This is a genomic window from uncultured Candidatus Kuenenia sp., assembly GCF_900696675.1.
GTDB classification, from domain to species: domain Bacteria; phylum Planctomycetota; class Brocadiia; order Brocadiales; family Brocadiaceae; genus Kuenenia; species Kuenenia stuttgartiensis_A.
The window spans coordinates 25,372-37,703 of the sequence record NZ_CAADGZ010000025.1 but is presented as its reverse complement, the minus strand read 5'-3'; the positions used below and the strand labels follow the sequence as shown (position 1 = coordinate 37,703).

General features: G+C 36.0%; 12 protein-coding genes and 1 other RNA gene. 10 read left to right on the top strand and 3 right to left on the bottom strand.

All coding sequences use genetic code 11. From position 1 onward, the window contains the following. Positions 1-354: 354 nt before the first annotated feature. Positions 355-1,221 (top strand): TIGR02391 family protein, encoded by an 867-nt coding sequence (locus tag QZT26_RS06075; protein WP_295101219.1) that lies wholly within the window; start codon positions 355-357, stop codon positions 1,219-1,221. A 353-nt stretch (positions 1,222-1,574) separates the two neighbouring features. On the opposite strand, the gene ssrA is transcribed toward QZT26_RS06075, so the two are convergent. Beyond that, positions 1,575-1,927: a transfer-messenger RNA gene (gene ssrA, locus QZT26_RS06070) on the bottom strand. A 489-nt stretch (positions 1,928-2,416) separates the two neighbouring features. Between ssrA and QZT26_RS06065 the strand changes: the two genes are divergently transcribed. After that, on the top strand, positions 2,417-2,767 hold the full coding sequence (locus tag QZT26_RS06065) for a hypothetical protein (protein WP_164995572.1): 351 nt from the start codon (positions 2,417-2,419) through the stop codon (positions 2,765-2,767). A 9-nt stretch (positions 2,768-2,776) separates the two neighbouring features. Here QZT26_RS06065 and QZT26_RS06060 read toward each other — a convergent pair whose 3' ends face one another. After that, on the bottom strand, positions 2,777-3,019 hold the full coding sequence (locus QZT26_RS06060) for a hypothetical protein (RefSeq protein ID WP_295101217.1): 243 nt from the start codon (positions 3,017-3,019) through the stop codon (positions 2,777-2,779). A 388-nt stretch (positions 3,020-3,407) separates the two neighbouring features. Here QZT26_RS06060 and QZT26_RS06055 point away from each other — a divergent pair, with 388 nt between their 5' ends. The 8 genes from QZT26_RS06055 to QZT26_RS06020 all read left to right on the top strand — a co-directional run bounded on the left by QZT26_RS06055 (position 3,408) and on the right by QZT26_RS06020 (position 10,965). After that, positions 3,408-4,898 carry a trypsin-like peptidase domain-containing protein gene (locus QZT26_RS06055; RefSeq protein WP_295101216.1) on the top strand — a complete coding sequence of 497 codons (1,491 nt, stop codon included), beginning with the start codon at positions 3,408-3,410 and terminating at the stop codon, positions 4,896-4,898. 259 nt (positions 4,899-5,157) lie between these two features. Then, positions 5,158-5,901 (top strand): lysophospholipid acyltransferase family protein, encoded by a 744-nt coding sequence (locus QZT26_RS06050; RefSeq protein WP_295101214.1) that lies wholly within the window; start codon positions 5,158-5,160, stop codon positions 5,899-5,901. Between the two features lie 282 nt (positions 5,902-6,183). Further along, positions 6,184-7,401, top strand: a complete 1,218-nt coding sequence (locus QZT26_RS06045) for a tetratricopeptide repeat protein (protein WP_164995569.1) — start codon at positions 6,184-6,186, stop codon at positions 7,399-7,401. 15 nt (positions 7,402-7,416) lie between these two features. Continuing rightward, a complete protein-coding gene (locus QZT26_RS06040; RefSeq protein ID WP_164995568.1) occupies positions 7,417-7,653 on the top strand; it encodes a hypothetical protein in 237 nt (78 codons plus the stop codon). A 7-nt stretch (positions 7,654-7,660) separates the two neighbouring features. Next, positions 7,661-8,077, top strand: coding sequence for a phage minor head protein (locus QZT26_RS06035; protein WP_164995567.1), 417 nt, complete (start codon positions 7,661-7,663; stop codon positions 8,075-8,077). Between the two features lie 4 nt (positions 8,078-8,081). After that, positions 8,082-8,414 (top strand): divalent-cation tolerance protein CutA, encoded by a 333-nt coding sequence (gene cutA, locus QZT26_RS06030; RefSeq protein WP_205713336.1) that lies wholly within the window; start codon positions 8,082-8,084, stop codon positions 8,412-8,414. 208 nt (positions 8,415-8,622) lie between these two features. Continuing rightward, the gene (locus QZT26_RS06025; protein WP_295101210.1) at positions 8,623-9,645 is read left to right on the top strand and encodes a hypothetical protein; all 1,023 of its coding nucleotides are present in this window, start codon (positions 8,623-8,625) and stop codon (positions 9,643-9,645) included. A 147-nt stretch (positions 9,646-9,792) separates the two neighbouring features. Continuing rightward, entirely contained in the window at positions 9,793-10,965 is a 1,173-nt protein-coding gene (locus QZT26_RS06020; RefSeq protein WP_099325579.1) for a tetratricopeptide repeat protein, read from the top strand. Positions 10,966-11,010: 45 nt separating this feature from the next. On the opposite strand, the gene QZT26_RS06015 is transcribed toward QZT26_RS06020, so the two are convergent. Beyond that, the gene (locus QZT26_RS06015) at positions 11,011-11,685 is read right to left on the bottom strand and encodes a sugar transferase (RefSeq protein WP_295101209.1); all 675 of its coding nucleotides are present in this window, start codon (positions 11,683-11,685) and stop codon (positions 11,011-11,013) included. Positions 11,686-12,332 lie beyond the last annotated feature (647 nt).

Sequence of the window (12,332 nt, the reverse complement as noted above, 5' to 3'; positions counted from 1 at the left end):
AATTTGTCAAGTCTGACACGCACTGGAAACAAAGTTTCCAGTGCAATTGTGTTCCCAAACTGTGGTTTGGTAACGAGTTGCGCTCTGATCTCCGGTAGTTTAATAAATTACGCTGAATAGTTACGAACAAATACCTTTAAGCCGATTAGAGGTATTATCCCTTATTTATAATGGTTTCGTCGCCATGTTAGTCACTGAACAGGTCAAAAATCCATCATAAACCAGGCAGATCAAGAGGTTCTTTTGATATTAGCAGCAGAATATCTCTACATAAGTTAAGGATTAATAAAAGTATGTCAATTGTATAAACAGTCGGTTTTACTTTAATGACCATAACCGTTTGATTTTGTGACCATGTTATTTTTACACTTACCTAAATATAATCTTAAATGCCAATACAAGGAAATTAAAATAGAAGAACTTATCAAATATGCTGATAAAGTAAATATAAGATTCAGTACAAATACTCTATTTGAATATGTTAAATCAATTGAACCGCAGATATTTGATTCGGAATTTAGAATTACCGTAAAAAAGTTTCTTAAGCTTGCCCAAAAATATCACAAAAGTCTGCGAAAATATACTATCATTTTTCAGGGGGAACATTTTAAGGGTCTTAGTTATGCTCACCTAGGAATAAAGGTAATCTTAAGAAGCTCCTATGGAGATAAAGATGATAATGAAAAATGTGTTGAAATAATTGGGTATGGCTGTCCTGAATATTCGTTTAGTGCATTTGTTGATTTTACCCTAGAAGAATTGCAACTGAAAAGATTTCATGAAACCACTGATTCTATAGGCAAAAGCATTATAAACAGGTACGATGCTTCTATTATAAATCCTGATATTCTTCATCTGATAAATCCCTCAATAAGGGCAGAACACTATGACTCTGCTTTAAAATTGCTTATTAGTTTAGTAGAAACGAAATTGAAAGAGAAATGTTTGGCTGCTGGAAGAAACGAAGCGCAACATAAAACGGGGGCTGAATTAGCTGTTTTAGCATTCAATAAGCAAAATGGTTGTTTGAATCCACCGTGGTATATTGCAACTGAAGCCCATCAAGGTGTTCAGTTGATGTTTCAGGGGTTTTTTATGTATTTAAGAAACGCTTTTGCGCATAACGTTGTAGTCATGAGAGAAGATAAAAGTAGTGTTTTCGAATGCATTTCAACATGTGAATTTTTGTTAAACATTATAGAAAAAAGCACAATTAGATAATTCTTTCAATTTCTACAAAGTAATCAACATGTAATTGCGCCTTGGGAAAAATTGTGTGGTAGAAGGAATTAGTGAAGGAATAGGGGTAGGGGAACTATTACCAAAAAAAGCCATTAACAAAAGAAGTTAATGGCTTTCCATGGACACATTGGGGATGTTATTTTTGGCAGGTTAAAATCATTAAATATTGTAACACTTTAGTTTTTTGAAAAAATAAGGGCGAAGCATTTGCCCTGTTTGGGTTTGAACGCATTTATGACAATTTACGGCAAATGCTTCGCCCCTACACTGCGATTATTGGAATTTTTCAAAAAACTAAAGTGTTATTAAATATTTAATTACAATAACTTAATTGGTGGAGGCGGCGGGAATTGAACCCGCGTCCCTAGATGTTTCAATATAGGCTTCTACGTATATAGTCTGTTTTTTAATTTCGCCGTTAAAACCCTAACAGACAAGGTTTTTAAAAGCTAGCACAACTACTAATTCATTTAAGACCCCGCGGTGCAAAAGGTCTAAACTAACCTGCTATTCTTCGTTTCATCAATTTCGCAGGTAAAACGGATGAAACGTGACTGTCAATTAAGCAGCCATTGCCATTGGTTCTTCGGCATTTAATTGTTTTGCCAGGTTTTTAATGAGGCCGCCTGACAACCTCAATACGCAACCTATATATCGTACAATCCGGTCGAATCCTTTCGCCCCCCTTATTTTATCTTTATTAAAAATTAATATGTAATACTTTATATTTTAATTATAGCATAAATGATGGAAAATGCAATTCTCCAAATTACGTTTCCCAAATTATTCTTTGGTTTTTGTGACCAATTTCACAACGGTATTACCAATAATCATTTTTTTTTAAACGGTGAATAACTCCTATGCTTTATAAAAGCCCCTTCCAAAAAAATTTTATTAACAGCGTATCCACATTAAAAATAATCCGCATTCTTTTCAAAGAAACATACTTTCCAGAAGACAATAGCTAATTATAACTGTTTAAATCACATAGAAATACATCATCTATTCGCAGAAAGATGTCGAGTAAAAAAACAATATCTTTTCCTGCTTTATTTTATTTCTCTCATGGCGAAAACGTGTAACTATCGTATTTAGGCATGAAAATAGCTCGTATGCTATGCAACTTTAGAAATTGTATATGGAATTATTAGGTGGTTTTGGGGAAAGTAAAAATATGATAAATAATGTAAACTCATCGATGTCAGAACTGCTAAAACAAATACAAAGATTGTCTTCTCAAACAAAAACAAAACCAACGCCAAAACCAGGAACGCAGGCACTATACAAAGGCAATGAAGTAAATACTCGCGCAGAAAACATAAAAAAAATACTTAATAATATAAAAACAAATAACTTAGAGAAAATACAAAAGGGAAATACGGTGGTGGCGCAAAAAACGGATGGAATGAAAAGGGTGAACAATGACGGGAAAAACCTTCAGATAGCAGAGAATTACAAACCCATTCCCTTAGAAAAGACATCCTTTAGCAGGCAAGTTGGTTCGTTTCTTGATACATATGTTTAAACTGTTTCGTCAATGAAAACAGACTGCCGCTTCGTGTAACACTCCTCTATTACTCAATACCACCATAGCAACAAATACCTCCCTTGATTTCCAGCTTGTTTTCCTTCTGCGTTTCGGTGTGCTTATCATTGCAACATAAAATTCCCCCAAAAAGGCAGCAAGCTGGTTTTTGTAGAAAAGGAGGAAAACAAAAACCAGCTTGCCATTGAAAAAAGGAGAGTAATGTTGCTTTATAAAACAACTATATCTCATAAAAAGTTCCAATGTAACTAATGCAAAATTTGTTTTTATGTTTCTTTAAATTTAAGTATAATTATTGACAATACATTATAGTGTTCCCGCATAGTTGTGTTTCTGTTTAGTTGTAAGGGAATGTTTCTTTTGCGACTTCTTAACGATTGTATATGATAACAATTTCAAAACATGCCCCTTTAATAAAAAAAGTCCTATTTATAACCGGGATATGCATTTCTTATAGCAGTCTCATCTTCCTTACGTATTGCGCTATTATTAAAGTACATAATATTAACGACCCTGAACATGCAAAAAAAATTGTTATTAGTACTTTTTTTGCCAATATAATCCTTTTTGGAGGGAGTATTTATTTGATTTTAAAGCTGAAAGGTCTATCAAAACAAAAATGAAAATTACCAAAAAACTCTTTCTTGTTTTGCTGCTAACATTCTTCCTTTTCCCAAGCAATAGGTTTGTCTTCTCAAATCAGGATATTAATGCAGAGGCGTTGAGGCAGGAACTTGTCGAACTCGAAAAACACGCAAAACCAATCATTGAAATATTTCGAAAGGTTCCTGCACTGGTGAATCCTTCCGTTGTAAGCCTTATTACGGAAAAAAAAGTATATGGGAGAGATAATCATCCCGCCCAACCGGCAAATCCTGACCAAGACCCGCATGCAGGTGCAATTCCCAAAAAAGGACTTGGTTCCGGCATTATAGTGGATGAACGCGGTTACATTTTGACTAACAATCACGTTATAAGCGATTATTCGCCGGAAGAAATCACGGTGGTCACGTATAACGAGGAGCAATATCATGATATTGCCATCATTGGCATCGATCCGAATACCGATCTGGCGGTCATAAAAATCGATGGTGAGGGATTTATGCCGGCAAGGTTTGGGGACCCTGAAGAGGTACAGGTAGGCGATTGGGTTATTGCTATCGGCAATCCTTTCGGATTTCAACAAACAGTTTCCATGGGTATTATCAGCGCCAAAGGAAGAACACATGTAATACCGCTTGCGCTTCCCTTTCTCTATGAAGATTTTTTCCAGACAGATGCGGCCATTAACCCTGGTAACAGTGGAGGACCATTGGTTAATCTAAGAGGGGAAGTTATTGGTGTGAATACCGCAATTGCCACCCGTTCCGGCGGATTTCAAGGCGTGGGTTTTGCGCTGTCTGCAAGCATCGCGCAAGAGACAGTCGAAACCATAATAAATACCGGTACAATCGTGAGGGGTTACCTGGGTATTGGAACACAGGATATTACCGATGAATTTGCGTTGAAGCTTGGTTTTGAAAATAAGTATGATATGGTAAAACACTTTGGCTTAGTCAAAGACAGGGGTGTATTTGTCATGGAAGTATGGAGCGAAACCCCTGCATTTAAGGCGGGAATCCTTCCCGGAGACGTTATATGTGAAATGAATGGTGATGTTATAAAAAATTCACTGGATTTGCAACGCGTTATAAGACATGCGAAGATAGATGCCCGTATCATGATTAAACTTATAAGAAATGGGGAGGAAAACATCCTTACAGCCATAGTTGAACCGCAACCCGAAGACCTTTCCGGAAGAACATATGCCGCTTTTAGAAAACAAGATGAACCCTCTAAGTTTTCAATAGGGCTGATTGTCAATGATGTAACGTATGAAATCGCGAGATCGCTTGGACTGGAAAAAGAAGAAGGTGTGTTGGTGCTTGAAGTGGACGATAATAGCCCTGCCGGGCATGCAGGCATAGAGCCAGGCGATTTGATTACCAAAGTCGGAACGAAAAATGTCAATTCTGTCATTGAATTTATGGGAATTATTGAAGAATACCTAAGCTCCAACAAAACAATCACGGTGTATATCAAAAACAAAGGATTTATTACCCTGAAGTAACTATTTTATTTGGTCACACCAAGGCTTATATCCGTAGCTTTTGTTATACAATTCTCCATAAGAATACACCTGAGCTGGCATAACCATAACCAAACAATCACGAAAACAGTCCTCAATCCTCAATCTGCAATTTGCCGGCTGACGACGGTAGATTGCCGATTACAGAAGTGACAATTAAATATTTTGCCAAAAAATACAAAGAAATTACTGATAAGTACTAAAATGCCCTGTGATACTGCAATCATCTTAAGGAAATCAAATGCGAACCCTAATGTATAAACTCTATCAGATATTTTTCACACTGTTTTCATGGCTAACATTTGTTTTTACCTGGATGCTTGCCACATTTCTGTCAATACTTCTCAGTATGGACACAAAGAATAAAGAAAAGGTATTTAACACGATGGAAAGGGTTTTCAGCCGTATTTCTTTTAAGATCATTGGTATGAAGGTTGCTTTGGAAGGATTGGAAAATATTCCCAAAAACGAACCTGTCATCTTTATTGCAAACCATCAAAGTATGATGGATATTAAACTTTCGCTTGCGTACATTCCGGTAAATTTTAGTTTTATCTCGAAAGAGACTATATTTCACGTGCCGGTATTGGGCGCATATATGACCGTTTCCGGACATATACCTATTAAAAGAGAGGAGGACAGAAAGGCATACACTAGTCTCATAAAAGCAATTAATGAGTTAACCGCAAAACAAAAATCACTGGTGATATTCCCGGAAGGCACAAGAAGCGAAGACGGCACACTGGGGACATTCAAAAGAGGGATATCGCTTATTGTCTTAAAATCAAAAAGAAGGGTCGTCCCGATGGCAATAAGTGGAAGCAACCGATTTATGCCAAAGCACGGATTCTTGTCGTATCCCGAAAACAGGAACGTGAAAATATCATTTGGCAAACCGCTCTCCTTTGATGATTCAAGGACTGATCGGGAATACACCATTTATGTTACCAATACATTGAGAAATGCAGTGATGGAACTTTTGTGAAATACTCAAGCAACTAAGAGGCTCGAAGAGGTGTAAATGCCATTAAAAAGATTCCGCTTTTCCTCCTTTGAAATCATGGAGATGTCTTTCTTTCACTGTTTTTTAATATTGACTTTGAAAGTATTTATCTATAGATTACAATAACGAATACTGCAAAATGCCGAAAAGAATTTATTCTGTAACTACTGTTTGTTAAGGAATTTGCAATTGAAGAAAATATTGATTTTCATGTGCCTCGTAGTGTTCTGTGCTGGCTGTTCCTTTAGTCACACAGGGGAGACGGTGAATCAAAGTAAAGCAAGAAAATACCAACTGGCAATGGATTATAACAATCTTGGGACGAAATATTTCGACAAGGACATGATTCATGAAGCCATCATCCAATTTAAAAGGGCTATTGCTTTGAATCCTGACCTTGCAGAGTCGCACAACAACCTTGGCGTGTCCTATTGCAATATACAAGAATACGATAGCGCAATAGAAGAATTCAAACTTGCCATTAAGCTGAATCCTGATTACTCAAAGGCGCACGATAATCTGGGCTTTGCATACACAAAGAAGGGTTTGTTTGAAGAGGCAATTGCCGAACATCAGAGGGCACTAAAAATAAATCCGCAGGATATGGAGGCAAAAAAGAATTTAGAGATTGCCAAAAGGGAGGCAAGCCTTGAAGTAACGAAAAAAAAATTCCAAATCGAAACTAAAGGCATTTCTCCCGGATACATTATCGGTTATAATCAGTATGCGAGTGGTTTATTTGACGACGCCCTCTCTTCGTTTAAAAATATCCTTGTAGGGTATCCTAATGATTTGATGTCCTGTTACTATCTCGGTTGTACCTATACCATGAAGGGAATGGTAAATGATGCCATAAATTTATACAAAAACCTCCTGGCAAAAGACCCATCCAATATTATCGCCCGATTAAATCTCGCGGATATTTACATGGAAAACGGACTTTATGACGAGGCGATTTTAGAATATGAGAATATCATACGAATCACTCCGAACAACATCCATGCACTGTGCAAACTTGGAGAGGCATACGCAGAAAAAGGACAGCCGGAAAAAGCAATCCTTATATACAACAAGGCTATTGCCTCAAATCCTGCTTTCTCCAAGGCTTACAAAGAACTAGGCAGTGTTTATATGCAAACAGGCCTTTATGATGATGCAATATCGGCATGGAGCAAATTTATCGCACTGAGTCCTGGTTCATCTAAAATACATTTCAATCTTGGCTTGGCATATGCCAACAAAGATATGTTTTCAGAAGCGATAGCAGCGTTTAAAAAAGCGTTGAGTATTGATCCGGAAAATATACAAACCCTTTATCATTTAGCAGATGCCTATGATAAAAGCGGTTTGATTGATGACGCTTTCCATGAATACAATATTGCCGCCAAATTGATCTCGAAAGCGAAAAATAAGAAGAATAATGCATCTGCAGATAAACAAAATAATTCTGAAGAAATAGTTGTTACATTTGGAGAAAAATGAACTTTGAGAGGAAAAATGACCATAAAGCCAAAATTAAAAATGCTCATTATAACTGTTATGGCGCTGATTATTACACTAATTTCGCTTTATTCATTCGTAAGCGTTTCGCGCTCAATAGATCAAATTCGTGGCGCCGATTTATTCTGGAACTGTTTTGCAATATGGATAAAGGGTATCATACTAACACAAGGGGTGCTTGTTGTTGGAGGACTTTTTTTATTCATGCTGAGAAAACCAAAAGGTACCGGATAAACCAGAAATGTTGCGATTTATTATTATCTTTGCCATAATCTATCTGGTGTACCTTTCGCTAAAAAAGAGTCTACAGGGGGGGAAACAAAGGGAGGGGAGTACAAGAAGCCGTACTGAACAAAAAAAAGATGTTTTCAATACAAATCGTGTTAAAGAAATTTCTTATTTGTTTTATTCTGCAACAAAGGACGATTCAACATGTGATATTTGCAAAGAACTTGATGGGAAACATTTTTTACCCAACCACGAAATACATCATTCAATAAAACCCCCGCATCACCGTTGCAAAAACCCGAACGGCTGCCGTTGCTCGCTTGTCTACGTTACGGAAGATGAAGCACAGAGTGAAAAGATAGAATTGGTCCTTAAGAAATATGGCGGTACATGCAATAAAAGCACCATAGAAAAAGAACTGAGAGGGTAAAAAATTGTCTGCTAACATAACGGAAACAATAATTGTATTTGTAACGGCAGGCTCAATAAATGAGGCCAGAGAAATAGGTAAAACATTAGTGGATGAAAGGTTAGTTGCCTGCTGCAATATAACGAATCCTATTGAATCCATATTTCAATGGCAAGGAAAGGTTACTATTGAGAATGAGGCGCTCATGATCTGTAAAACAAAGGAAGAACTCTTTGAAAGAGTTGTAGACCGTATCCGCCAATTGCATAGTTACGAGATACCTGAAATTATCGCCGTACCTATAGTTCGCGGCTCAAATGATTATCTGAACTGGATCAGAAAAGAAACCATTCAATAAGACCGCAATAGGCGTTACTTTGAAAATTTGTAACACTTTAGTTTTTTGAGAAATTCCAATAATCACAGTGTAGGGGCGAAGCATTTGCCGTAAATTGTCATAAATGTATTCATACCCAAACGGGCAAATACTTCGCCCCTATTTTTTCAAAAAACTAAATTGTTACGAAAGTTAAGATTATTTTTTTACTGTTTTAAGGAGCATTACGTTGGCTAAGGCTTTGGCATTATTATCCGGTGGTTTAGATAGCACTTTGGCGATACGCGTTATTCAGGAGCAAGGTATTGAGGTTATAGCGCTGAACTTTGTCACAGTTTTTTGCCGATGTACTTCACATGGCAGTTGCAAATTGGAGGCGGTAAAAGTTTCAGAAAAATTTGGAATACCGATTAAGGTAATTAATACCACAGATCGATTTTTGGAAATAGTGAAAAAACCAAAACATGGATATGGTAAACACATGAATCCGTGTATTGATTGCAGGATTAATATTTTCCATGCGGCAGGAGACTACATGCGCGAAATTGGCGCAGATTTTATTATCACCGGGGAGGTATTGGGGCAAAGGCCTATGTCACAGCGAAAGGAAGCTATGAGGATTATTGATAAAGAGGCAAATCTTACCGGACTGGTATTGAGACCATTGTGCGCAAAGCATATGGAACCGACTATCCCCGAAAAACTCGGGCTTGTGGACAGAGAAAAGTTGCTTCAAATCAGAGGACGTTCCAGGAAAGAGCAGATACAACTGGCAGATGTTTTTGAGATCAAAGACTATCCTTGTTCTGCCGGCGGATGTTTGCTTACTGACCCGGAATTCGCGCACCGCATGAGAGATTTGATAGAGACATCCGATGCTGATGTAAATGATGTGAATCTTCTGAAGGTAGGAAGGCATTTTAAAATAGATAATACAACAAAAGCCATTGTAGGAAGGAACGAAGCGGAAAATGAAAGAATAGCCGCCCTTTTTAAATCCGGTGATTATCTATTAAATTTGATTGATGTGCCAGGTCCGATCACGTTGCTTCGCGGTGAAATTACGGAAGAAAAAATTCACACTTCTGCGCGTATCACAGCGAGATACGGAAAATCACAATTTCTTCCACAGACAAAAGTGGCTGTGAGAAAATCGAACAATGGAACATCTGCGAAAATAATGGAAATTGTTCCTATGACGCGTGAAGAAGCTGACGTTCTCATGATAAACAAAAAAAATGATTTTAACTGAGTAATAAAAGGCCAACCGTAGCGTCTACAGCCTACAGAAATTGAGGATTGAGGACTGACTTATTACCCCCCTGATAAACAAACAGGGACTAATTGCTAATATTCGATTTGCAATTTTTACAAAATAAAAACAAAACGCTTTCCAACCATGAAATTCATCTCTTTTAATATTTCTAAATACCTTGATAAATTTAAAAAAACTGCATCAATCGCAGAAAAACCATCCTTTATCAGGACAAATAAACAGATTTCTTTGATTATCGGAAGTATCTTTGCAATTTGTGTTGTTTCCCTTTGTTGCTATTGGTTTCTTAAAGAAAAACCTTATTATGAAAAACTGCTTTTAGAAAAGGATGAACAAATAAAGACGTTAAAATTTTTACGCATGAAACGGCAAAAGATCGATGAAAATGCGTTCGAAGCAAAAATTGCCGAGTATGATGAAAAAATAAAAAATGAATACATTCCCAGGTCTTTTTATGAGGAAAAGATAAAGGAATCTGAAGAAAAACTCGCTTCTTATGAAGGGGATTATTTTTCAAAAAAAGAACACGAAAAACAGATGAAGGAATTAGAACAAAAATTCAGAGAAGATCATTTATTGGAAATAACTGCTATTAAAAAAGAAAGTGAAAAGAAAACGACAAGGCTTGAGCAGAAAATATCCTTACTGAAGGACAAAAATTTTGAACTTACGAATATTTTTGACAAATCAGTTGGTTTTATTGAAAAAGAAAAAGAGGCATTGGAAAATGCCCTTTCTGCAGAAAGGAAAAAGGCCTTCATATCTTCATTGATTCTACCTGAAACTCAAAATAAAACATTAGATGCCAATACACTCAAAAAACTTGTTGCAATAAAAGAAAAATTAGAAAATATTGAGAAACTGAATATCAGCTTAAACTCAAACACTTACTTTGAATTGGGACTTATTTCCTATTATAACGGTCAATATGAAAAAGCAATAGAACAGTGGGAAAACGCGGTATCTCTCAACAAAAACAATTTAAGAGCGTATTTATGTCTGGGAATAGCATACAACCAGGAAAATATGTCGGAAAATGCTATTATAATTTTAAAACGAGCAATAACAGTCAACCCAAAACATGCAACCTTGCATCTAGCGTTGGCACGTATTTATGAAGAAAAAGAGCTGTTAGATAGTGCTATCTATGAATATTCAAAAGTATTGGAAATACAGCCAGACACCGTTGAAATATTAAACAATTTAGGTAACTTATACGAAAAAAAAGGTATGAAAGAAGAAGCAAGAAAGGCATTTGAAAGATATAGAAAATTAAAAAATGATACTACTGGTTAAATTGCCTTCCCCCAAAGACTTAAAAATTAAATGACTTTGCATTGCTTAGCATGCGCCTTTTTTGCTCAATACTGCAAACAAGGTCAAAAAGATAATTTTAATATCCAGAAATATTGATCTGCTACGTACATACGCTATATCATATTTTACCCAATCACCGAATTTCCCTGTAGGTCTGCCATAAATCTGCCACAAACCTGTCAGGCCAGGTTTTGCCGTAAGCCTTATATTTTTCCAGAGGTCGTAGCCTGCCATTTCTTCTTTCGCCAAAGGCCTTGGCCCTACCAGGCTCATTTCACCTTTTAAAATATTAATAAACTGTGGCAATTCATCAATGCTCCATTTTCTAAGAAATAATCCGATTCTTGTAATCCTTGGGTCTTTTTTTATTTTAAATACCGGCCCTTCAATTTCATTAAGAAGATTTTTTTTCAAAATCTCGGCATCATCAACCATGGTTCTGAATTTTAACATAAAAAATTCTTTACCACTTTTCCCGCAGCGTTTTTGTTTAAAAAAAACAGCGCCTTTACTATCCACTTTGATTAAAACTGCAACAAAGAAAAATATTGGAGAAAAAAGCATTATAAAAAACAGACTACAGGCAATATCAACCCCCCTTTTTACCACATTTTCTATAGTGTGTTTCATAGTAGAATAATCTTTTGAATCTATATTTGGGCCAAATACGTCCTGTGTAATAATCTTTTCTGATAACATATAAATTCCCCATCTTCTTCTGTAATATTAAAAAAAATACAATTTCAATGCACATGGTGAAAATTTAGAAAATGTACTTACAGCTTTTAAATATATCAAAATAGCAGACATAGTTTTCACAATTCTTATTATTCATCGCTAATTTTTAAACAATTATCGATGATAATTAATAAAGTAGCAATACTTGTGCCAAACATCTATAAAATTTGCTTGTATTATTACTTATTCAGTAATAATTTAAGGTATGGTCAATAGCGTGAATAAACAATAAACATGTGTTTTGCCTGTTTCACTATTTGCTATTATATAAAAAATATTTATTTATGAATATGATGTATATCACATTTATAAAGATCTTGTAATAATTCCAGAACTCCTGATCAGGTGGAATTTGATTTGACACCAAATTAAATGTTTGGTGTTAACAGAACGAATCGCAATGGCAATGTCTTTGCTCAAACTTTTGTCTATCTCACTGTAATTAATTGACTTAGATACTTTTTTTTGTAAAAAAGAACACTTCTTGAGTTCTGGATTTGGTTTTTTGAAAAAGTAGGGGCGAAGCATTTGCCAGTTTGGGTAGGAATGTATTTATGGCAATTTACAGCAAATGCTTCGCCCCTCCACCATGAGGCAAAAGAGGATAT

What these genes read in the sequence shown, in the direction of transcription:
- QZT26_RS06050 (WP_295101214.1), top strand. Translation starts at nt 5,158, where the DNA reads ATGCGAACCCTAATGTATAAACTCTATCAGATATTTTTCACACTGTTT.
- QZT26_RS06040 (WP_164995568.1), top strand. Translation starts at nt 7,417, where the DNA reads ATGACCATAAAGCCAAAATTAAAAATGCTCATTATAACTGTTATGGCG.
- QZT26_RS06060 (WP_295101217.1), bottom strand. Translation starts at nt 3,019, where the DNA reads ATGAGATATAGTTGTTTTATAAAGCAACATTACTCTCCTTTTTTCAAT.
- QZT26_RS06055 (WP_295101216.1), top strand. Translation starts at nt 3,408, where the DNA reads ATGAAAATTACCAAAAAACTCTTTCTTGTTTTGCTGCTAACATTCTTC.
- QZT26_RS06015 (WP_295101209.1), bottom strand. Translation starts at nt 11,685, where the DNA reads ATGTTATCAGAAAAGATTATTACACAGGACGTATTTGGCCCAAATATA.
- QZT26_RS06075 (WP_295101219.1), top strand. Translation starts at nt 355, where the DNA reads ATGTTATTTTTACACTTACCTAAATATAATCTTAAATGCCAATACAAG.
- QZT26_RS06035 (WP_164995567.1), top strand. Translation starts at nt 7,661, where the DNA reads ATGTTGCGATTTATTATTATCTTTGCCATAATCTATCTGGTGTACCTT.
- QZT26_RS06020 (WP_099325579.1), top strand. Translation starts at nt 9,793, where the DNA reads ATGAAATTCATCTCTTTTAATATTTCTAAATACCTTGATAAATTTAAA.
- QZT26_RS06065 (WP_164995572.1), top strand. Translation starts at nt 2,417, where the DNA reads ATGATAAATAATGTAAACTCATCGATGTCAGAACTGCTAAAACAAATA.